The 18,806-nt window shown below is 69.3% G+C and carries 21 protein-coding genes and 1 pseudogene; 15 read left to right on the top strand and 7 right to left on the bottom strand.

Annotated elements, in window-relative coordinates; translation table 11 throughout:
* Positions 1 to 190: 190 nt before the first annotated feature.
* Positions 191 to 1,498 (top strand): M14 family zinc carboxypeptidase, encoded by a 1,308-nt coding sequence (locus JHN63_RS17465; RefSeq protein WP_200681993.1) that lies wholly within the window; start codon positions 191 to 193, stop codon positions 1,496 to 1,498.
* 169 nt (positions 1,499 to 1,667) lie between these two features.
* On the opposite strand, the gene JHN63_RS17460 is transcribed toward JHN63_RS17465, so the two are convergent.
* Positions 1,668 to 2,279, bottom strand: coding sequence for a TetR/AcrR family transcriptional regulator C-terminal domain-containing protein (locus JHN63_RS17460; protein WP_200681992.1), 612 nt, complete (start codon positions 2,277 to 2,279; stop codon positions 1,668 to 1,670).
* A gap of 57 nt (positions 2,280 to 2,336) precedes the next feature.
* On the opposite strand from JHN63_RS17460, the gene JHN63_RS17455 reads away from it, so the two are divergent.
* The 5 genes and pseudogenes from JHN63_RS17455 to JHN63_RS17440 all read left to right on the top strand — a co-directional run bounded on the left by JHN63_RS17455 (position 2,337) and on the right by JHN63_RS17440 (position 5,085).
* Positions 2,337 to 3,878 carry an FAD-dependent monooxygenase gene (locus JHN63_RS17455; protein ID WP_200681991.1) on the top strand — a complete coding sequence of 514 codons (1,542 nt, stop codon included), beginning with the start codon at positions 2,337 to 2,339 and terminating at the stop codon, positions 3,876 to 3,878.
* Between the two features lie 25 nt (positions 3,879 to 3,903).
* Positions 3,904 to 4,242: pseudogene (locus JHN63_RS52725) on the top strand (SDR family NAD(P)-dependent oxidoreductase); the annotation flags it as partial.
* On the top strand, positions 4,237 to 4,473 hold the full coding sequence (locus tag JHN63_RS52720; protein ID WP_307781908.1) for a DNA/RNA helicase domain-containing protein: 237 nt from the start codon (positions 4,237 to 4,239) through the stop codon (positions 4,471 to 4,473). The pseudogene JHN63_RS52725 and the gene JHN63_RS52720, both read left to right, overlap by 6 nt.
* A gap of 86 nt (positions 4,474 to 4,559) precedes the next feature.
* Positions 4,560 to 4,829 (top strand): type II toxin-antitoxin system Phd/YefM family antitoxin, encoded by a 270-nt coding sequence (locus JHN63_RS17445; RefSeq protein WP_200681990.1) that lies wholly within the window; start codon positions 4,560 to 4,562, stop codon positions 4,827 to 4,829.
* Positions 4,822 to 5,085, top strand: coding sequence for a type II toxin-antitoxin system RelE/ParE family toxin (locus tag JHN63_RS17440; protein ID WP_200681989.1), 264 nt, complete (start codon positions 4,822 to 4,824; stop codon positions 5,083 to 5,085). The genes JHN63_RS17445 and JHN63_RS17440 overlap by 8 nt, the downstream gene beginning before the upstream one ends.
* Positions 5,086 to 5,221: 136 nt before the next feature.
* Here JHN63_RS17440 and ychF read toward each other — a convergent pair whose 3' ends face one another.
* Positions 5,222 to 6,310, bottom strand: a complete 1,089-nt coding sequence (gene ychF / locus JHN63_RS17435; protein WP_200681988.1) for a redox-regulated ATPase YchF — start codon at positions 6,308 to 6,310, stop codon at positions 5,222 to 5,224.
* Between the two features lie 200 nt (positions 6,311 to 6,510).
* On the opposite strand from ychF, the gene JHN63_RS17430 reads away from it, so the two are divergent.
* The gene (locus JHN63_RS17430; protein ID WP_200681987.1) at positions 6,511 to 7,086 is read left to right on the top strand and encodes a DUF6542 domain-containing protein; all 576 of its coding nucleotides are present in this window, start codon (positions 6,511 to 6,513) and stop codon (positions 7,084 to 7,086) included.
* A 90-nt stretch (positions 7,087 to 7,176) separates the two neighbouring features.
* Here the strand turns inward: JHN63_RS17430 and ppgK are convergent, their stop codons facing one another.
* Together ppgK and JHN63_RS17420 are read right to left on the bottom strand one after the other, a co-directional pair.
* The gene (gene ppgK / locus JHN63_RS17425) at positions 7,177 to 7,923 is read right to left on the bottom strand and encodes a polyphosphate--glucose phosphotransferase (protein WP_200681986.1); all 747 of its coding nucleotides are present in this window, start codon (positions 7,921 to 7,923) and stop codon (positions 7,177 to 7,179) included.
* A 29-nt stretch (positions 7,924 to 7,952) separates the two neighbouring features.
* Positions 7,953 to 8,978 (bottom strand): 4-hydroxy-3-methylbut-2-enyl diphosphate reductase, encoded by a 1,026-nt coding sequence (locus JHN63_RS17420; RefSeq protein ID WP_200681985.1) that lies wholly within the window; start codon positions 8,976 to 8,978, stop codon positions 7,953 to 7,955.
* A 98-nt stretch (positions 8,979 to 9,076) separates the two neighbouring features.
* On the opposite strand from JHN63_RS17420, the gene JHN63_RS17415 reads away from it, so the two are divergent.
* The 4 genes from JHN63_RS17415 (at position 9,077) to JHN63_RS17400 (ending at position 12,772) form a co-directional block, all read left to right on the top strand.
* Positions 9,077 to 10,465: an APC family permease gene (locus JHN63_RS17415; RefSeq protein ID WP_200681984.1), complete on the top strand. Its 1,389-nt coding sequence runs from the start codon at positions 9,077 to 9,079 to the stop codon at positions 10,463 to 10,465.
* A gap of 57 nt (positions 10,466 to 10,522) precedes the next feature.
* Complete coding sequence (gene xseA / locus JHN63_RS17410) at positions 10,523 to 11,731, top strand: exodeoxyribonuclease VII large subunit (protein WP_200681983.1); 1,209 nt, start codon at positions 10,523 to 10,525, stop codon at positions 11,729 to 11,731.
* Between the two features lie 26 nt (positions 11,732 to 11,757).
* Complete coding sequence (locus tag JHN63_RS17405) at positions 11,758 to 12,003, top strand: exodeoxyribonuclease VII small subunit (protein WP_200681982.1); 246 nt, start codon at positions 11,758 to 11,760, stop codon at positions 12,001 to 12,003.
* Positions 12,004 to 12,181: 178 nt separating this feature from the next.
* Positions 12,182 to 12,772, top strand: coding sequence for a malonic semialdehyde reductase (locus tag JHN63_RS17400; protein ID WP_200681981.1), 591 nt, complete (start codon positions 12,182 to 12,184; stop codon positions 12,770 to 12,772).
* Between the two features lie 99 nt (positions 12,773 to 12,871).
* On the opposite strand, the gene JHN63_RS17395 is transcribed toward JHN63_RS17400, so the two are convergent.
* Complete coding sequence (locus JHN63_RS17395) at positions 12,872 to 13,393, bottom strand: DUF4245 domain-containing protein (RefSeq protein ID WP_200681980.1); 522 nt, start codon at positions 13,391 to 13,393, stop codon at positions 12,872 to 12,874.
* A gap of 125 nt (positions 13,394 to 13,518) precedes the next feature.
* Between JHN63_RS17395 and glpX the strand changes: the two genes are divergently transcribed.
* Positions 13,519 to 14,553 (top strand): class II fructose-bisphosphatase, encoded by a 1,035-nt coding sequence (glpX, locus tag JHN63_RS17390; protein ID WP_200681979.1) that lies wholly within the window; start codon positions 13,519 to 13,521, stop codon positions 14,551 to 14,553.
* 91 nt (positions 14,554 to 14,644) lie between these two features.
* On the opposite strand, the gene JHN63_RS17385 is transcribed toward glpX, so the two are convergent.
* Complete coding sequence (locus JHN63_RS17385; RefSeq protein ID WP_026150672.1) at positions 14,645 to 15,019, bottom strand: WhiB family transcriptional regulator; 375 nt, start codon at positions 15,017 to 15,019, stop codon at positions 14,645 to 14,647.
* Positions 15,020 to 15,192: 173 nt separating this feature from the next.
* Positions 15,193 to 15,924: a DUF1707 domain-containing protein gene (locus JHN63_RS17380; protein ID WP_200681978.1), complete on the bottom strand. Its 732-nt coding sequence runs from the start codon at positions 15,922 to 15,924 to the stop codon at positions 15,193 to 15,195.
* Positions 15,925 to 16,116: 192 nt separating this feature from the next.
* Between JHN63_RS17380 and JHN63_RS17375 the strand changes: the two genes are divergently transcribed.
* The 3 genes from JHN63_RS17375 to JHN63_RS17365 all read left to right on the top strand — a co-directional run.
* Positions 16,117 to 17,784 (top strand): fumarate hydratase, encoded by a 1,668-nt coding sequence (locus tag JHN63_RS17375; RefSeq protein WP_200681977.1) that lies wholly within the window; start codon positions 16,117 to 16,119, stop codon positions 17,782 to 17,784.
* A gap of 260 nt (positions 17,785 to 18,044) precedes the next feature.
* Positions 18,045 to 18,407: an SH3 domain-containing protein gene (locus tag JHN63_RS17370; RefSeq protein ID WP_200681976.1), complete on the top strand. Its 363-nt coding sequence runs from the start codon at positions 18,045 to 18,047 to the stop codon at positions 18,405 to 18,407.
* Positions 18,408 to 18,539: 132 nt separating this feature from the next.
* Positions 18,540 to 18,806: helix-turn-helix transcriptional regulator (locus JHN63_RS17365; protein WP_200681975.1), on the top strand; the 267-nt coding region annotated here is incomplete at its 3' end.

Raw genomic sequence — 18,806 nt, 5'->3', positions numbered from 1 at the left:
CCTTGGACAACTCCGCAGCTCATGCGCCATATGAAACGTTCACAACGAGGAGTCCCCAACGAATGGCGGGAATTCAAGATCCATACTCCGAATGATTTCGATCGAATGTTTCGAAGAATGACCCGATCTTCCGATCCGAGCGCCTCGGGGCGTCATTGACAAAGGTCACACGACTTACACGATGGCTCGCATGACGAACCGTTACCCCACAGTCGCCGAGGTCACCGAGTCGGCGCGGCGGCTGGTCTCCCGATACCCCGGATCCTGCCGACTGCGCCGGTTCGGCACGTCCCGCGCGGGCCGCCCGCTCCTGCTGCTGTCCGTGGGACACGGACCGCACCACGTCCTCGTGGTCGCCGGCCCGCACCCCGACGAGCCGGTCGGCGGCGCGACCGCGCTGGCGCTCGCGGAGCAGATGGCACGCGGCGACCGCCTGTCCGCGGCGACCGATCCCGCCCTCGTCACCTGGGACACCGTCCTGTGCCTCGACCCGGACGGCGCCGCCCTGAGCGAGGCCGGCGCCGAGGGGACCACGCCCGCACCGGACGGGGACCCCACCCTCCGGAGCTACTACCGCTCCACCTACCGCCCCATCGCCGCCGAGCAACCGGAATGGGCACCGATCGTCTCCAGCCAACTCCCGGAGAGCCAGGCCCTGTTCGAACTCATCGACGAGCTGCGCCCGTTCCTCCAGTGCTCCCTGCACAGCACCGATGTGGGCGGCAGCTGGGTCCAGTTGACCCGCGACCTCCCCGAACTGGCCGCGCCCTTCCGGACGTCCGCCGCGGAACTCGGCATCCCCCTCCAACACGGCACGTACGACGCCCTGTTCTGGGAGAACCCCAGCCCCGCGATCTACGTCCTGCCCCCACCGCACAGCACCGCACGCCTGGCGGCCGGTTCGGAGAACATCGGGGCGTCCACCTGGTGCGCACCGCCGCGGTACGGCGGTGTCACCGCGATCGTCGAAGTCCCCATGTGGGCAAGCGACTTGGCCGAGGACCCGTCCCCGTACCCGGAGGCCGGACACGCGCTCCGCGACTTCGCCGACCTGGTCCTGACCGGCGGACGCCAGGTGACCGCCGTACTCGAAAAGGCACGCGGCTTCCTGCCGGCACCCGAGGACGACCCGCTCAGACGCGTACTGGAGTGGATGGCCGACGGCCTCTACGACATGGTCGCCACCTCCTGGGAACCACTCGCCCGCCAGTCCGCCGACGACCCGGGGCTGTTGACGACGGCCCAGGTCTCGGCCCTGAACATCGTGGCCCGCCGCCAGCCGATCCGCGCGGCGGGCCTTCTGCTACGACTCCTGCGCGCATCGGAGGACCGGGCCGCTCCGGCGCTGTACCGCGAGTTGGACGAGCTGTTCAGCGCGTGGTGCGCGGATGCCGAGGAGGCGTTGCGGGTGCGCTGGGTGCCGGTCCGGCACCAGGTGGAGCACCAGGCGCGTACGGTTCTGGCCGGGGTCGAGAGTGCGCTGAAGTCTGTCCGCTGAACTCGTTGACGCGCTGAGGTCCGTTCGCTGAACTCGCTGACGCGCTGCTGTCCGTCCGCCGAGGTCTACCCACTGAAGTCCCTGATCCGGCTTCTCAGCACCCCGCTTCACAGCACCCCGCTTCACAGCACCCCGTTTCACGGCACTCCGCTTCTCACCGCCCCGCTTCTCACCGCCCGGCGAGCAGCGCCTCCACTCCGAACTCGTACCGCTCCTCGAACGACCCCGGCGCGAGATGCCCGGCCACGCGATGCAGCGCGGGATGGGTCGCCGGGGAGATCGCGCGCGCCAGGATGTCGCCCAACGGGCGCTGATCCACGGCCTGTTCCTCCTGTGTGAGCCCCAGCGCGAAGTACACGATCGCCCACGAGGCCCACGCGGCCTCGCGATCACCCAGGCCGCACGCCAGCAGCGTCTCGACCAGGCTCTCCGCGAAGGCCAGGGTCATGGGCTCGGCGGCGTACGTACCGACCACGAGTGCCGCGCCGTCGCGATGGGACAGCAGGGCGCGGCGCAACCGGCGGGCCAGTTCGCGGGCCCGTTCGGCGGGGACTTCCGGCAGGCCGGTAAGCCGGATCTCACCGATCACGGCGTCCGCCATCAGCTCCAGCATCCGGGCCTTGGTCTTCACATGCCACTGCACGGTGTTGATCCGCACGCCGAGCCGGTCGGCGACCGCGCGCGTGGAGACCGCGTCCAGCCCTTTCTCGTCCAGGAGGGCCAGCCCCGCGCGGATCACTGCGGCCGGATCCAGTCGGTCGCTCTGTTGCTTGTTGGTCACTGACCTAGTCTACTTCACCCCAGACTCTAGGTCAGCGACCAAGAAATGAGTGATCTCATGGCAGGGCAGCGGGTCGAAACAGAGCAGGGACAGCAGGTCGAAGCAGGACAGGCACGGCGGGTCGAATCGCAGCAGGTGGTCATCTCCGGCGGCGGCCCCGTCGGCCTCTGGCTCGCCGCCGAACTCCTGCTGAACGACATCTCCGTCACCGTCCTGGAGACCCGCACCGAGATCGACGACCGCTCCAAGGCGCTCACCGTGCACCCGCGCGGCGTCGAGGTACTGGCCTCCCGGGGCATCCACCAGCGCTTCCTCGACGAGAGCCTGAAGATCTCCACCGGCCACTTCGCCAACCTCTCCAACCGGCTCGACTTCTCCGTCCTGGACACCCCGTTCCCGTACACCCTCTTCATCCCGCAGGCCCGCACCGAGGCGCTCTTCGAGGAGTACGCCCGCGGGCTCGGCGCCACCGTCCGGCGCGGGCACCGCGTGGCCGGTTTCACCGAGCACACGGAGTCGGTGACCGTGCGGGTGGAGGGGCCCGAGGGGCCGTACGAGATCGAGGCGGAGTACATCGCGGGCTGCGACGGCACCCGGAGCACCGTGCGCGAGGTGGCCGGGATCGAGTTCCCCGGCACGCCCTCGACCTGTCTCGGCTGGCTCGGTGACGTGCTCTTCGACAATCCGCCGACGCCCGGTTTCAACCGCTTCAACGAACGCGGCGGGCTGATGGTCGTGCCGCTGCCCGACAACCGGTGGCGCATCGCCGGCACCGGCCCCGACAGCGTGACCACCGAGTGGCCCGGCGACTTCACGATGGACGAACTGCGCGAGAAGGTCGTCGACATCGCCGACGACGACTTCGGCATGCGCGACCCCTCCTGGCTCTCCCGCTACGGCAACGCCACCCGGCTCGCCACCCACTACCGGCGGGGCCGCGTCGTCCTCGCGGGCGACGCCGCCCACCAGCACTTCCCCACCGGGGGCGTCGGCATGAACGTCGGTTTCCAGGACGCCTTCAACCTCGGCTGGAAGCTGGCCGCGACGATCGACGGCTGGGCCCCGGACGGGCTGCTGAACAGCTATCACACCGACCGCCACCCGGTCGGCGAGCAGTTGATGGAGCACAGCCGCGCGCAGACCTACCTGTTCCACGCCTTCTCGCCCGAGGGGCTCGCCCTGCGGGACCTGCTGAGCCGGATGGTCCCCGCGTCACGGGAGTTCAGCGACGTCCTGGCCGGCCGTCTGACCGCCCTCGACGTCGCCTACCCGAGCACCGACCCCACGGCCCACCCGGTGACCGGCACCCGCGCCCCCGACCTCCCCCTGACCAGCACGGACGGCACGCTGTTCGGCGCGCTGCGGGCGGACGCGTACGTCCTGCTCGACCTCACGGAGAACGACGCGCTCGCCGACCGCGCCCAGCGGCGGATCGCCGTGCACACCGGCGCGCCCGACCGGACCCGGCCCGCCTGGTCGGACGTACGCGCCGCGCTGATCCGCCCCGACGGGCATGTCGCATGGGCCTGGACGGAGGAGGACGACATGAAGCTGGGGGCGCGGGTGGACGCGGTCGTCACCACAGCTCTGGGCCGCTAGCCAGACCGAGAAAGGAACCGGACCCATGGACCTCGGACTGAAGAACAGGGTGTATGTCCTCACCGGCGCCACCCGTGGGCTGGGCCACGCCGTCGCCCGCGAACTGGTCGCCGACGGCGCCAAGGTGGTCATCACCGGCCGCGACGAGAAGCGCGCGATCGAGGCGGCGGCCGAGCTGGGCCCGAACGCGGCGGGAGTGGCCGTGGACAATGCGGACCCGCGGGCACCGCACCAACTGATCGCCATGGCAAGGGAGTTGTTCGGGGCCTTCGACGGCATCCTGGTCAGCGTCGGCGGCCCGCCCGCGGGCGACACGGCGGCCACCACCGACGAACAGTGGCAGGCGGCGTTCGCATCGGTGTTCGGGCCGGATCTGGTATGGCGGAACGGGGCATGGATTGTCGACCGCGCGGCATCCAAGGACCCTGTGTTCAGGAAGGTCACCTCAGACGCGGAAGTGCGTCGCCTGATCCTCAACACCTACAAGGTGCTTCTGACCCGCGGCATGATCGGCACGGTGATCTATTCCACCGACGCCGAGACCCGTGCCAAGCTGCGCGAGCTCATCGAAACGCCGGCCGCTAAAGCCTCGTAGGCGGCTGATCAGCAGTTCCTCCGCGCGCAACAGCGTTTTCCCGACCTTCATTGTGTACACATGGAACACTCGATACACTTGAGCGCATGACGCAGCCGCTGCCCATAGAGTCCATCCGCGACGTGCGCGCGCACTTGGCGGACGTCGTAGAGCGCGCAGACCGCGACGACGTGCCCACAGTGATCACACGCCGAGGCAAGGAAGTCGCCGCCGTCGTCTCCATCGAGGTACTGCGCAAGTACCAGGAGTGGGAAGAGCGCGAGATCAATCGGATCATTGACGAGCGCATGGCCAACCCCGCGTCCGGCATCCCGATCGAGGACATCATGAAAGAGACGCTGGCGCGTAGTGAGTGAGTACCGAACCGTCTTCCGCCCCGAGGCGCAGGCCGAACTTCGAAAGATCCCTCGCGACATGGCGCTGCGAATCCTGGCCAAACTGACCGAGTTGGAGACCGACCCTCTCGGCTTCAACACCACCGCACTCGTGTCCCAGCCCGAACGTCGCCGCCTACGCGTCGGCGACTACCGCGTCGTCTACACGATCGACAACGGGGAACTGGTGGTCTGGGTTGTCCACGTGGCACACCGGTCCACCGTTTACGAGACCTGACCGGCACTGACCCCACGTCAGAATTTCCAGCACCCAGCAGCACGGTGAAACCCACCGGGGGGGGTGGACTCGATAGAGTCCACCCCCTTCTGGCTTTTACGCCCGACCAAAGAAGTCACGCGCGATAAGCGTCCGATTACACGTTGAACCGGAACTCCACGACATCCCCGTCCTGCATCACATACTCCTTGCCCTCCATGCGCGCCTTCCCCTTGGCGCGGGCCTCCGCGACCGAGCCCGTCTCCACCAGGTCGGTGAAGGAGATGACCTCCGCCTTGATGAAGCCCTTCTGGAAGTCGGTGTGGATGACGCCGGCGGCCTCGGGGGCGGTGGCGCCCTTCTTGATGGTCCAGGCGCGGGATTCCTTGGGGCCTGCGGTGAGGTAGGTCTGCAGGCCGAGGGTGTCGAAGCCGACGCGGGCCAGGGTGGCCATGCCGGGCTCCTCGACGCCCACCGACTCCAGGAGTTCCATCGCCTCCTCCTCGTCGAGCTCGGCGAGGTCCGCTTCAAGCTTGGCGTTGAGGAAGATCGCCTCGGCAGGGGCGACCAGGGCGCGCTGCTCGGTCTTGAAGTCCTCGTCCACCAGCTCGTCCTCGTCGACGTTGAAGACGTAGAGGAAGGGCTTGGTGGTGAGCAGGTGCAGGTCGTGGAGGAGTTCCTCCTTGCCGGAGCCCTGGGCGATGCCCTGCGAGAAGAGGGTGTCGCCCTTCTCGAGGATCTCCTTCGCCGCCTCGACCGCGGCGACCTTCGGGCCGATGTCCTTCTTGATGCGCGACTCCCGCTGGAGGCGCGGCAGGACCTTTTCGATGGTCTGCAGGTCGGCGAGGATCAGCTCGGTGTTGATCGTCTCGATGTCGTCCTTGGGCGAGACCTTGCCGTCGACATGGACGACGTTCTCGTCCTTGAAGGCGCGGATGACCTGGCAGATCGCGTCGGACTCACGGATGTTCGCGAGGAACTTGTTGCCCAGGCCCTCGCCCTCCGACGCGCCCTTCACGATGCCCGCGATGTCGACGAAGTCGACCGTCGCCGGGAGGATCTTCTGCGAGGAGAAGATCTCGGCCAGTTTCGCCAGGCGCGCGTCGGGGACACCGACAACGCCGACGTTCGGCTCGATCGTGGCGAACGGGTAGTTGGCCGCGAGCACGTCGTTCTTGGTCAGGGCGTTGAACATGGTCGACTTGCCGACATTCGGCAGACCGACGATTCCGATCGTGAGCGACACGTTGCGACTTCCCGTACGTGAGAGGCGTGAGAGCGATGGAGGGGACCGGCTGGGGCTGCGGAGACTGGGGCCCGGGGCCGATCCACCAGTCTACGGCGTGAGCCGCCGCGTCCCGGCTCCGCGTCGAACACCTGGCCAAGGTCTGCCCGTCGGCGTGTCTGAGGACCTATTCGGCACATAAACCGACCTAAGTTGGTCCAGTGGAGCAACACAGGACACGACCCCCACAGCCCGGCGCAAGACGCGGGGCCCCACCCCTGCCCCCGCAGGCGGGCCGGGGCCCGAACGGCGGCGCGGCCCGCACGACCCGCCCGAACCCGCAGGCACGCGGCACCGCACAGCGCCGCCCGGCGGCCGCACGACGCCCGGGCCCCGAGGCGGCCCAGGCCGTACGGCAGCTGCCGAACCCCCGGCTCACCGGGCTCGGCGGCGGTCTGTTCTGCGCGGCCGTGATGTTCCTGCTCGGGTGCGCCGACCAGTTGCTGTTCGGGGCGTCGCTGACCGTGTACGGCGTGCTCTTCCTGCCGGTGTGCGTGCTGACCGCGCTCTGGATCCGCCGGGGCGACCTGCTGACCGCGCCGGTCGTCGTGCCGATCGCCTTCGCCGTCGGCCTGTTCCCGGTGGCCGAGGGCAGCGGCGGCCTCGGCAACCGCCTGGTCGGCCTCTTCACCGGCCTCGCCACCCAGGCCGGCTGGCTGTACGGCGGGACACTCGTCGCGGGCCTCATCGCGACGGTCCGCCGAATCCGCCTGCTGAGGCGCCGTCGGCGGGGGTGACTTCCCGGGGCGGATGCGAGGGTGGTTCATGCGCGGGTGACTTCCCGGGGCGGTTGTGACGCCGGTCCCGGGACCCGTGACCGATCCGCCCTAGTCGTCCCCCGCCGCGTGCATCGCCGCCCCCACGATCCCCGCGTTGTTCTGCAGCTGCGCCGGCACGATCTCGGCCTTGATGTCCTCGATGAAGTGCAGGAACTTGTCGGCCTTGCGGCTTACTCCGCCGCCGATGATGAAGAGTTCGGGCGAGAACAGCATCTCGACGTGGGCGAGGTACTTCTGGACGCGGTGGGCCCAGTGCTCCCACGTCAGCTCGCCGTCCTCCTTGGCCTTGCTGGACGCCTTCTTCTCGGCGTCGTGGCCGTTCAGCTCAAGGTGGCCCAGCTCCGTGTTGGGGACCAGGACGCCGTTGACGAAGAGGGCGCTGCCGATGCCCGTGCCGAAGGTCAGCAGGATCACCGTGCCCTTGCGGCCCTGGCCGGCGCCGAAGTGCATCTCAGCGACGCCCGCCGCGTCCGCGTCGTTGACGACGGTCACCGGGAGGCCGCCGAGTCTGTCGGCGAACAACGCTCCCGCGTCCTTGTCGATCCAGCTCTTGTCGACGTTCGCCGCCGTACGGATCGTGGCCCCGCCGGTCACCACACCTGGGAACGTGAGCCCGACCGGTCCCGTCCAGCCGAAGTGGTCGACGACTTCCTTCACGCCGTCGGCCACCCCGTCCGGTGTCGCCGGGTGCGGGGTCAGCACCTTGCACCGCTCTTGGGTCAATTCGCCCTTGTCCAGGTCCACAGGGGCGCCCTTGATCCCGGATCCACCGATGTCCACGCCGAAGATCTGCATGGATCCACGCTACGACGAACGACTGACAGTCACTGCCCGGAGGGGGTCGAACGGTCGGCGCCGGTGCGCTCGGCGACCAGTGCCGCCGCCTCTTCGCGCAGGTCACGGCGGAGTTCCTTGGGCAGCGAGAACGTGATGGACTCCTCCGCAGCCTTGACCAGCTCCACGTCCTCGAAGCCGCGCACGGACAGCCACTCCAACACCTGCTCGACCAGGATCTCCGGTACGGAGGCGCCCGAGGTCACCCCGACCGTGGTCACACCCTCCAGCCACGCCTCCTCGATCTCGTCGGCGAAGTCCACGAGATACGCGGCGTCGGCGCCGGACAGCTTGGCGACCTCGACGAGCCGGATCGAGTTGGAGGAGTTCCTCGAGCCGACCACGATCACCAGGTCGGCCGCCTCGCCCATCTGCTTCACGGCGAGCTGACGGTTCTGCGTGGCGTAGCAGATGTCGTCGCTGGGCGGGGAGATGAGCAGCGGGAACTTCTCCTTCAGGGCGTCGACCGTCTCCATGGTCTCGTCCACGGAGAGGGTCGTCTGGGAGAGCCAGACCACCCGGGACGGGTCGCGGACCTCGACCTTGGCGACGTCGGACGGACCGTCGACCAGGGTGATGTGGTCGGGGGCCTCTCCGGAGGTGCCGATGACCTCCTCGTGGCCCTCGTGGCCGATGAGGAGGATGTCGAAGTCGTCGTTGGCGAAGCGGACGGCTTCCTTGTGGACCTTGGTCACCAGGGGGCAGGTCGCGTCGATGGTGGCGAGATTGCCCCGCTTGGCCTCGTCGTGGACGACGGGCGCGACGCCGTGCGCGGAGAACATCACGATGTTCCCCTCGGGGACCTCCTCGGTCCGCTCGACGAAGATGGCGCCCTTCTTCTCCAGGGTCTGGACGACGTACTTGTTGTGCACGATCTCGTGCCGGACATAGATCGGAGCCCCGTACTGCTCCAGGGCTTTCTCGACGGCGATCACGGCGCGGTCCACACCCGCGCAGTAGCCCCGGGGGGCGGCGAGCAGGACACGGCGGCCAGACGAAGCAGTCATGCGTCCCATCGTAAGGCCGCGCCCGACGGGTCAAAGATCGCGTCCTTGGGGAGACTGGCCGTGGAGGGGAAGGGGTGGGGCCGGACACTACGTACGGGAGACGCGAGATGGCCGACATGGGCACGGGCACGGATGCGACGGCCACGACCGGCGAGGGGCCCCTGCTGCGCCGCAGCCTCGGTTTCCGCGATCTCGTCGTCTACGGGCTGCTGTTCATCGCCCCGATGGCACCGGTCGGCGTGTTCGGCACCCTGGACGCCAAGTCGCACGGCGCGGTCGCGCTCGTGTACATCGTGGCGACCGTCGCGATGGCGTTCACCGCGTTCAGCTACGCGCAGATGGTGCGGGTCGTCCCCCAGGCGGGCTCGGTGTTCGCCTACGCGCGCGTGGGGCTCGGCAGGGAGGCCGGGTTCATCGCGGGCTGGATGGCGATGCTGGACTACGTCCTGATCCCCGCCGTCGCCTACCTCTTCTCCGGGATCGCCATGAACGCGCTGGTCCCGGACGTCTCCCGGTGGGTGTGGACCGCGCTGGCGGTCGTCCTCACGACCTGCCTCAACCTCTGGGGAGTACGGGCGGCCGCGCGCGTAGGCTTCCTCGTCCTCGCGATGGAGATCGTCGTCCTCATCGTCTTCGTCGTGTCGGCGATCGTCGTCCTCGCGCGCGACGGCGCCGAACGGGGCTGGCTGTCACCCCTCTCCGGAGACGGCACACAGGGCGCGTTCGCGCTGTCGGCGGTGATCGGCGCGGTCTCGGTCGCCGTGCTCTCCTACCTGGGCTTCGACGCGGTCGCCACCTTCGCCGAGGAGGTCACCGGCGGCTCCGAGAAGGTCGCCAGGGCACTGCTGTTCTGCCTCGCCCTGGCCGGTGTGCTGTTCATCTCCCAGACGTACCTGGTCGCCCTCCTGGAGCCGACGACCTCCGCACAACTCGCCGCCGACGCCGGCAGACAGGGATCGGCGTTCTACGACGCGGTCGACGTGTCGGTCGGCAACTGGCTGCACAACCTGGTGGCCGTCAGCAAGGCGATCGGCGCGGCCTTCGCGGCGCTCGTCGGACAGGCCGCGGCGGGGCGCCTGGTGTTCGCGATGGCCCGCGACCGACGCCTCCCGCGCGCCCTGTCGAAGACCGACGGCGGGGTACCGCGGGTCGCGCTGCTCGCGGCGGCCGTCATCACGCTGATCGCCGCGGTCTGGGCGGCCCGCCGCGACGACGGCCTCGACCAGCTGGTGTCGGTCGTCGACATCGGCGCCCTGACGGCGTTCACGCTGCTGCACGCGAGCGTGGTGGGCTGGTTCGCGGTACGGCGCCGGGGCGGGCCCGTGGTGTGGTGGCGGCACGTGCTGGTGCCGGTGCTGGGCGCGGCGATCACGATCGCGGTGATCGTGGAGGCGTCCGGCACGGCTCAGGTGGTGGGCGCGATCTGGTTGACGGTCGGGCTGGTGGTGCTCGCGGTGCAGGGCAACCGGAACAAGGCCGACACGGAGACCGGTTGAGGTCACCCGCTCCGCACCTCGACCCCGTTGTCAGAGGCGGCCGTTACTCTCGGGCGCATGGCTCTCAACACGGCTCCGGACGCGCCGCTCCCCGTCGGTGAGGTCTCCCGGCTCATCGGCGGGTGGATCGACCGGCTCGGCGCGGTGTGGGTCGAGGGGCAGATCACCCAGTTGTCGCGGCGCCCGGGTGCCGGTGTGGTGTTCCTGACGCTGCGCGACCCGTCGTACGACATCTCGGTGAGCGTGACGTGCTTCCGGCAGGTGTTCGACGAGATCGCCGATGTCGTCAGCGAGGGCGCGCGGGTGGTCGTACTGGCGAAGCCGGAGTGGTACGCGCCGCGTGGGCAGTTGTCGTTGCGGGCCACGGAGATAAGGCCGGTCGGGGTCGGTGAACTCCTCGCGCGGCTGGAGCAGTTGAAGAAGTCGCTGGCCGCGGAGGGGCTGTTCGCGGCCGACCGGAAGAAGCCGTTGCCGTTCCTGCCGCAGCTCATCGGGCTGGTCTGCGGGCGTGCCTCGGCAGCCGAGCGGGACGTGCTGGAGAACGCGCGGCATCGCTGGCCCGCCGTCCGTTTCGAGGTGCGCAACGTGCCCGTGCAGGGCGTGCACGCCGTGCCGCAGGTCGTGCAGGCCGTGAAGGAGCTGGACGCGCTCGAGGGCGTGGACGTGATCATCGTGGCGCGGGGCGGCGGCAGCGTGGAGGACCTGTTGCCGTTCTCCGACGAACAGCTCGTCCGGGCGGTGGCGGCCTGTCGTACGCCCGTGGTGTCCGCGATCGGGCACGAGCCCGACAACCCGCTCCTGGACTACGTGGCGGACCTGCGCGCCTCCACCCCCACCGACGCGGCGAAGAAGGTCGTACCGGACGTGGGCGAGGAGTACGAGCGCGTACGGCAGTTGCGCGACCGGGCGCGGCGGTGCGTGGGCGCGTTCGTGGACCGGGAGGAACGCGGGCTGGCGCAGGCGCTGTCGCGGCCGTCGATACAGGATCCGCACCGGATGATCGACGAGCGGGCGGATCATGTCGCCGCCCTCCTCGACCGCGGCCGGCGCACCCTCGGCCACCTCCTGGACCGCGCCGACTCGGAGCTGACCCACACGCACGCACGCGTGGTGGCCCTCTCCCCCGCCGCGACCCTGAAGCGGGGGTACGCGGTGCTCCAGCGGGCCGACGGACATGTCGTCCGGGACCCGGAAGAGGTGACGGCGGACGAGGTGCTGCGCGCGCGGGTCGCCGCTGGCGAGTTCACGGTTCGGGTCGAGGCGTAGTTCCTGTTGATGCATAGGGTGGGCGGATGACCAGCAAGGTTGACGAGAGTGCCGGTACGGCGGAGTCGCTCGGCTACGAGCAGGCACGCGACGAGCTGATCGAGGTCGTACGGCGGCTGGAGGCGGGCGGTACGACACTGGAGGAGTCGCTCGCGCTCTGGGAGCGGGGCGAGGAGCTGGCCAAGGTGTGCCGGCGCTGGCTGGACGGGGCCCGGGCGCGGCTGGACGCGGCGCTGGCGGAGGAAGAGGCCGAGGAAGAGCGCGGCGAGTAGGCGCGCGGCGACCGCAGGCCGCTGACGGCCGGGGCACCCACACCTGTGATCCGTTGTGAAGCGGATCACTACGCCCCGCTTTTTGTTGAACCTTGAACTTCATTGTCGTACGGTCGGTCTCGTCAGCCTATCCGGACCGCGGTCCGGATTCCGCTTCCGCCCCCGAGGAAGTTCCCGTATGTCTCTCGTTCTTGACCCCGCCGCCCAGGACCTGCTGTTCCGCGAGGCCCGCACCGCGAACACCTTCACCGACGAGCCCGTGACCGACGAGCAGGTCCAGGCGATCTACGACCTGGTCAAGTACGGCCCGACCTCCATGAACCAGTCGCCGCTGCGCATCACCCTGGTCCGCTCCCCCGAGGCCCGCGAGCGTCTCGTGCAGCACCTCTCCGAGGGCAACCAGAAGAAGACCGCCGCCGCCCCGCTGGTCGCGATCCTCTCCGCGGACAACGAGTTCCACGAGGAACTGCCCACCCTCTTCCCGCACTTCCCGCAGGCCAAGGACGCCGTCTTCGGCGAGCGTTCGGTCCGCGAGGGCAACGCCGCGCTGAACGCCGCCCTCCAGGCCGCGTACTTCATCATCGGCATCCGCGCCGCCGGTCTCGCCGCCGGCCCGATGACCGGTCTCGACTTCGCGGGCGTCCAGAAGGAGTTCCTGGACGACGACCACACCCCGTTCGTCGTCATCAACATCGGCAAGCCGGGCGAGGACGCCTGGTTCCCGCGCTCCCCGCGCCTGGCGTACGACGAGGTCGTCACCACCGTCTGAGTCGCCTGACCCGACTGAGACACAGGGCACGCGGAAGGCCCCCGGCACACACAGCGCCGGGGGCCTTCGTCCTACCTGTCGAGATGTCCGTCGAGCGAGCTACTTCGTCCTCAACGCCTTTGCCATCTCGGTCAGTTGGGTGAACGAACCCGTGCCCGCCACCACCGTCGTCGAGCCCTTGTCCGTGAGCACGAGGGCGTCGTAGCGGCCGCCGGTGTAGCGGGTCCACGTGCGGCCGTCGATGGTCTGGGTGGTCTTCGTCGCGGCAGCGCCCTGGCTGGCGGTGTCGACGAAGTCGGCGGGCTTCTGAGTCGACTGCTCTATCTGCACGTACTGACCACCAGGGGCACTGAACCCGAGGTGCCAGGCGTCGAACGCGGCGCCGTTGTAGCGGACCGAGGTCGCCTTCCAGCTCTGCGGCAGGCCCTCCGGCGCCGCCACCGGGTACGGCGCCGCGCGGCGTGCCGTGAGCAGCTCCACGCGGTAGTCGACCCGCTTGACGTCCGGAGCGTGGTCGCTGTGCGGGATGAAGATGTAGACGATCGCCGCCGCGATCCCGATCAGGCCCAGGGAGAGAATCATGTCCCGGACCGTCTTCTGCTTGCCGTTCGAACCTGCCACGTCCCTATCGTCGCAGGTGCCCCGGCCGCTCATCCGTGGGGCCCCCTGCTCATTTTGTCTGCCTGGCGATAGAGTCGTGGCCATACCCTCATCCGGCCGTCGTCGTATCAGAAAGGTGCGCTCCGATGACCGAGCATCATCATCTGCCGTCCGAACTCGAAGTCCCCTCCGAGGCCCCCGACCGCAACCTCGCCCTGGAACTCGTCCGGGTGACCGAAGCCGCCGCGATGGCCGCGGGCCGCTGGGTCGGGCGCGGTGACAAGAACGGCGCCGACGGTGCCGCCGTGCGCGCCATGCGGACCCTCGTCTCCACCGTCTCGATGAACGGCGTCGTCGTCATCGGCGAGGGCGAGAAGGACGAGGCGCCGATGCTCTTCAACGGCGAGCGCGTCGGTGACGGGACCGGGCCCGAGTGCGACATCGCCGTCGACCCGATCGACGGGACCACGCTCAACGCCAAGGGCATGCCGAACGCGATCGCCGTGCTGGCCGCCGCGGACCGGGGTTCGATGTTCGACCCGTCCGCCGTGTTCTACATGGACAAGCTCGTCGCCGGGCCCGAGGCCGCCGAGTTCGTCGACATCGAGGCCCCGATCTCGGTGAACGTCCGCCGGGTCGCGAAGGCGAAGCGGGTCACGCCCGAGGACGTCACCGTCGTCGTCCTGGACCGGCCGCGGCACGACGGCATCATCAAGGAGATCCGGGAGACCGGTGCGCGGATCAAGCTGATCTCCGACGGCGATGTCGCCGGCTCGATCCTGGCGCTGCGCGAGGGCACCGGCGTGGATCTGCTGCTCGGTGTCGGTGGCACCCCCGAGGGCATCATCTCCGCCTGTGCCGTGAAGTGCCTGGGGGGCGTGATCCAGGGCAAGTTGTGGCCCAAGGACGATGCCGAGCGGCAGCGGGCGCTGGACGCGGGGCACGATCTGGACCGGGTGCTCACCACGGACGACCTGGTGTCCGGGGAGAACGTGTTCTTCGTCGCCACCGGGATCACGGACGGGGAGCTGCTGCGGGGGGTGCGGTACCGGGCGGAGACCGCGACCACCGACTCCATCGTGATGCGGTCGAAGTCCGGCACGGTGCGCAGGATCGACTCGGAGCACCGGCTGAGCAAGCTGCGGGCGTACAGCGCGATCGACTTCGATCGGGCCAAGTAGCCCCACCGCGACCACAACCACGACCGCGACCACACGGTCGTACGGGAAAGAGGCGCCCCCGGTGCGGTGGGGGCGCCTCTTCCTACGTCGGTCAGCCCGCCGCCGCTATGCGCCCCGCCGCGCGGGCCTTCTGGAGTTCCAGGTCGCGGCGACGGCGCCTGGCCAGGACCACACGGCGTTCGGCGGCGGTCAGGCCGCCCCAGACGCCGTAGGGCTCGGGTTGCAGGAGTGCGTGCTCCCGGCACTCGACCATGACCGGACAGCGCGCGCAGACGCGCTTGGCGGCGTCCTCGCGGGAGAGTCGGGCGGCGGTGGGTTCCTTGGAGGGTGCGAAGAACAGGCCTGCCTCGTCGCGCCGGCACACCGCTTCGGTGTGCCATGGAGCGTCTTGGTCCCTGTCTCGCGCAGGCACCCGCTGAGCCGGAACAGCAGCTACCTGCAGGGACGAATGCGGCGGTTGCAGCACGGTCTACTCCTGACGACGGCTTCGCGAGCGAGAGACGATGCAGCAAGGCCTACCCGCTGTACGCGCGCCTATGCACTGAGTTCCGAACCGCTGGTTTTCGGGCGCTTCTGCGCGATGTCAGAGGCGGACGGGCATGGACCGATCACCTCCACATGTGTCCCGATTCACAACCGTCAACGATCCAGGTGCTTGCGCAAACTCTTGTCGACCTTGCGCTGAACCCGATCGAGAATGTCCGCAACGAGCTTGCCCCGCTTGGGTTTTGCCTCGATGTTTCCGAGTACGGCCCAGCCGTCGACGTAGATCACGGGCGCGTCCGGCTCCAGCGAGTCCAGCGTGTCCACCTCGAAGTTGCCGAGGACACCGCCGCCGGTGCCGCGCAGCGACACGTTCTCCGGGACGCGGATCTCGACGTTGCCGAAGACCGAGATCGCCTTGATGACGATCTGCTGGTACTCGAAGATCGCCTCGCTGAGGTCGATCTCGACATTGCCGAACACGGCGTACGCGTGCATACGGCGGCCCGCGCGCCAGCGGCCCTTGCGCATCGCGGAGCTGAAGACCGCCACCACGTGCTGGTCGGCCTCGGCCGGGATGGCGCCCTCCGTCGGGCGGTTCGGAGCGGGGCTGTACGACGGGGTCGTCCGCCGGTGCCCATGGGCGGCCGGCAGGTCCTGGATGAAGGCCTCCAGTTCGCCGACCGTCTTGGCGCTCAGCACCCCCTCGACCCGCTCGGCGTGCTCGTCCGCGTCCAGGCGCCCCTCGGCCAGGGCCTCGCGCAGGATGTCGGCGATGCGGTCACGGTCGGCGTCCGAGGCGCGCAGCGCGGAGGCGGGCACGTCGGCGACAGCGGGCGCGGGCTGCGGGGCCGCGGGGGCGGATGCGGGCTGCTTCTGAAGGTCCACGGCAGCAGCGTACCGAAACGCGATAGATCGCGACTAGGCCTGTGGACGACGCTTGTGGACAACGTTGGCGTGGCCACGGCAGGGCGAACTGAGCCTTACCTCACAAGCCCGCTGTCAACGGCAGGTTCTACGCTGGTGGACGCCTGCCAAAGGAGGCCGGCTGCGCTGTCTGTGAAGTGAGGAATGGGCGACATGCCTGAGTTCGCGTACACCGATCTGCTCCCCATGGGAGAGGACACCACCCCGTACCGGCTGGTGACCTCCGAGGGTGTCTCCACCTTCGAGGCCGACGGGCGGACGTTCCTCAAGGTCGAGCCGGAGGCGCTGCGCAAGCTCGCGGCCGAGGCGATCCACGACATCCAGCACTATCTGCGGCCGGCCCACCTCGCGCAGTTGCGCCGGATCATCGACGACCCCGAGGCGTCGAACAACGACAAGTTCGTGGCGCTGGACCTCCTGAAGAACGCGAACATCGCGGCGGCCGGCGTGCTGCCCATGTGCCAGGACACCGGTACGGCCATCGTCATGGGCAAGCGCGGACAGAACGTCCTCACCGAAGGTGAGGACGAGAAGGCGCTCTCCCGCGGCATCTACGACGCGTACCTGAACCTCAATCTGCGGTACTCGCAGATGGCCCCGCTGACCATGTGGGACGAGAAGAACACCGGGTCGAACCTGCCCGCCCAGGTGGAGCTGTACGCGACGGACGGCGGCGCCTACAAGTTCCTGTTCATGGCGAAGGGCGGCGGCTCGGCCAACAAGTCGTTCCTCTACCAGGAGACGAAGGCGGTCCTCAACGAGGGCTCCATGATGAAGTTCCTGGAGGAGAAGATCCGTTCGCTGGGTACGGCGGCCTGCCCGCCGTACCACCTGGCGATCGTGGTCGGCGGCACGAGCGCCGAGTACGCGCTGAAGACCGCGAAGTACGCCTCCGCGCACTACCTGGACGAGATCCCGGCGGAGGGCTCCGAGCTCGGACACGGCTTCCGGGACAAGGAGTTGGAGCAGAAGGTCTTCGAGCTGACGCAGCGGATCGGGATCGGGGCGCAGTTCGGCGGCAAGTACTTCTGCCACGACGTGCGGGTGGTCCGGCTTCCCCGTCACGGCGCCTCGTGCCCCGTCGCCATCGCCGTGTCCTGCTCGGCCGACCGGCAGGCCCTCGCGAAGATCACCGCGGAGGGCGTGTTCCTGGAGCAGTTGGAGACGGACCCGGCGCGGTTCCTGCCGGAGACGACCGACGAGCACCTCGACGAGTCCGCCGACGTCGTCCGGATCGACCTCAACCAGCCCATGGACGACATCCTCGCCGAGCTGACCAAGTACCCGGTGAAGACGCGGCTCTCGCTGTCCGGCCCGCTCGTCGTGGCCCGTGACATCGCGCACGCCAAGATCAAGGAGCGGCTCGACGCGGGCGAGGAGATGCCGCAGTACCTGAAGGACCACCCCGTGTACTACGCGGGGCCGGCCAAGACCCCCGAGGGGTACGCGTCCGGATCCTTCGGGCCTACGACGGCCGGGCGCATGGACTCCTACGTCGAGCAGTTCCAGGCGGCGGGCGGGTCCAAGGTGATGCTCGCCAAGGGGAACCGGAGCAAACAGGTCACGGACGCGTGCGACGCGCACGGCGGCTTCTACCTCGGGTCGATCGGCGGGCCGGCGGCCCGGCTCGCGCAGGACTGCATCAAGAAGGTCGAGGTCGTCGAGTACGAGGAACTCGGCATGGAGGCGGTCTGGAAGATCGAGGTCGAGGACTTCCCGGCGTTCGTCGTGGTCGACGACAAGGGCAACGACTTCTTCCAGAACCCGGCGCCGGAGCCGACGTTCACGCATATCCCGGTGCGGGGGCCGGGGTTGGCGTAACGCCCTGGGGGCTCCGCCCCCCCCAGACCCCCGATCGGCCCCGAAAGGGCCTCGTCCTCAAACGCCGGACGGGCTGAGTGATGCCGGCCTGCGCTGAAGAGGGTGCGGCCCGGGACACATGACACCATCCCATTTCATCCGATGCCGTCCCGCTTCATCCCGGAAACGACCGGGACGGCATCTTCGCCCTCTTCGCCGGAAACGCTCCGTACCGACTGGATCACACCCCGTGGTCCCCGGTCGACTCGGAGGAACCCCCCATGATCCGACGTACTCTGCGCAACGGTCTCGTGGCCACGGTCGCGGCCGTCGCCGTCTTCCCCGTGACAGCCGTCGCCGCCCCGGCAGCGCACCCGGCGCACCCCACCCGGCACCACCACGTCACCGCCCCCGCTTGGGGCCGGGTCTCGACCCACCGGCACACGCGGCTGAACGTCCGCTCCGGCCCGGGTACCGGCTACCGGATCGTCGGCACGCGGCCGGTCGGACGGACGCTCCCCATCGTGTGCAGGACGCGCGGCTCGAACGTCCTCGGCAACCACCTCTGGTACAAGCTCCCGCACCACGAGGGCTACGTCTCCGCCCACTACGTCCACCACCACACGGCCGTCCGCTGGTGCTGACCCCCGCCTGACCGACAGTGTGCCCCGGCGGGACGGTCCCGTACGTCCCGTCGGGGAACACCAGGTCAACACCCCTTCATATTCCGGCGATCCGGGTGTGGCCCCGCACCACCCCCGGGAAGGGAAGGCCGTGTGACGGTCGAGAGACAGCGGCTCCTGGCGGAACTCCGCCTCCTCAAGCAGCGGACCGGGCTGAGCCTGGCCGCGCTGGCCTCCGTCACGCCGTACAGCAAGTCGACCTGGCACCGTTATCTGAACGGCGACCAGTTCCCGCCACGCGCCGCGGTCGAGGCGCTCGCCCGGCGCGCGGGAACCGACCCCGGCGCGCTGCTCGACCTGCTCTCCCTGTGGGACGCGGCCGTCCAGGAGCAGTCCAGGGCCGCCCCGCCCCCGCAACTG

The organism is Streptomyces sp. MBT65 (assembly GCF_016612545.1).
Taxonomy (GTDB): Bacteria; Actinomycetota; Actinomycetes; order Streptomycetales; family Streptomycetaceae; genus Streptomyces.
Note: the sequence above shows the minus strand (reverse complement) of the source record. Positions and strands in the feature narration are given on the sequence as shown.

Excerpts from the sequence above, each read along its gene's own strand:
- JHN63_RS17465 (WP_200681993.1), top strand. The coding sequence starts at position 191 with ATGACGAACCGTTACCCCACAGTCGCCGAGGTCACCGAGTCGGCGCGG.
- JHN63_RS17455 (WP_200681991.1), top strand. The coding sequence starts at position 2,337 with ATGGCAGGGCAGCGGGTCGAAACAGAGCAGGGACAGCAGGTCGAAGCA.
- JHN63_RS17445 (WP_200681990.1), top strand. The coding sequence starts at position 4,560 with ATGACGCAGCCGCTGCCCATAGAGTCCATCCGCGACGTGCGCGCGCAC.
- ppgK (WP_200681986.1), bottom strand. The coding sequence starts at position 7,923 with ATGCAGATCTTCGGCGTGGACATCGGTGGATCCGGGATCAAGGGCGCC.
- JHN63_RS17420 (WP_200681985.1), bottom strand. The coding sequence starts at position 8,978 with ATGGGACGCATGACTGCTTCGTCTGGCCGCCGTGTCCTGCTCGCCGCC.
- JHN63_RS17415 (WP_200681984.1), top strand. The coding sequence starts at position 9,077 with ATGGCCGACATGGGCACGGGCACGGATGCGACGGCCACGACCGGCGAG.
- xseA (WP_200681983.1), top strand. The coding sequence starts at position 10,523 with ATGGCTCTCAACACGGCTCCGGACGCGCCGCTCCCCGTCGGTGAGGTC.
- JHN63_RS17405 (WP_200681982.1), top strand. The coding sequence starts at position 11,758 with ATGACCAGCAAGGTTGACGAGAGTGCCGGTACGGCGGAGTCGCTCGGC.
- JHN63_RS17400 (WP_200681981.1), top strand. The coding sequence starts at position 12,182 with ATGTCTCTCGTTCTTGACCCCGCCGCCCAGGACCTGCTGTTCCGCGAG.
- glpX (WP_200681979.1), top strand. The coding sequence starts at position 13,519 with ATGACCGAGCATCATCATCTGCCGTCCGAACTCGAAGTCCCCTCCGAG.
- JHN63_RS17375 (WP_200681977.1), top strand. The coding sequence starts at position 16,117 with ATGCCTGAGTTCGCGTACACCGATCTGCTCCCCATGGGAGAGGACACC.
- JHN63_RS17370 (WP_200681976.1), top strand. The coding sequence starts at position 18,045 with ATGATCCGACGTACTCTGCGCAACGGTCTCGTGGCCACGGTCGCGGCC.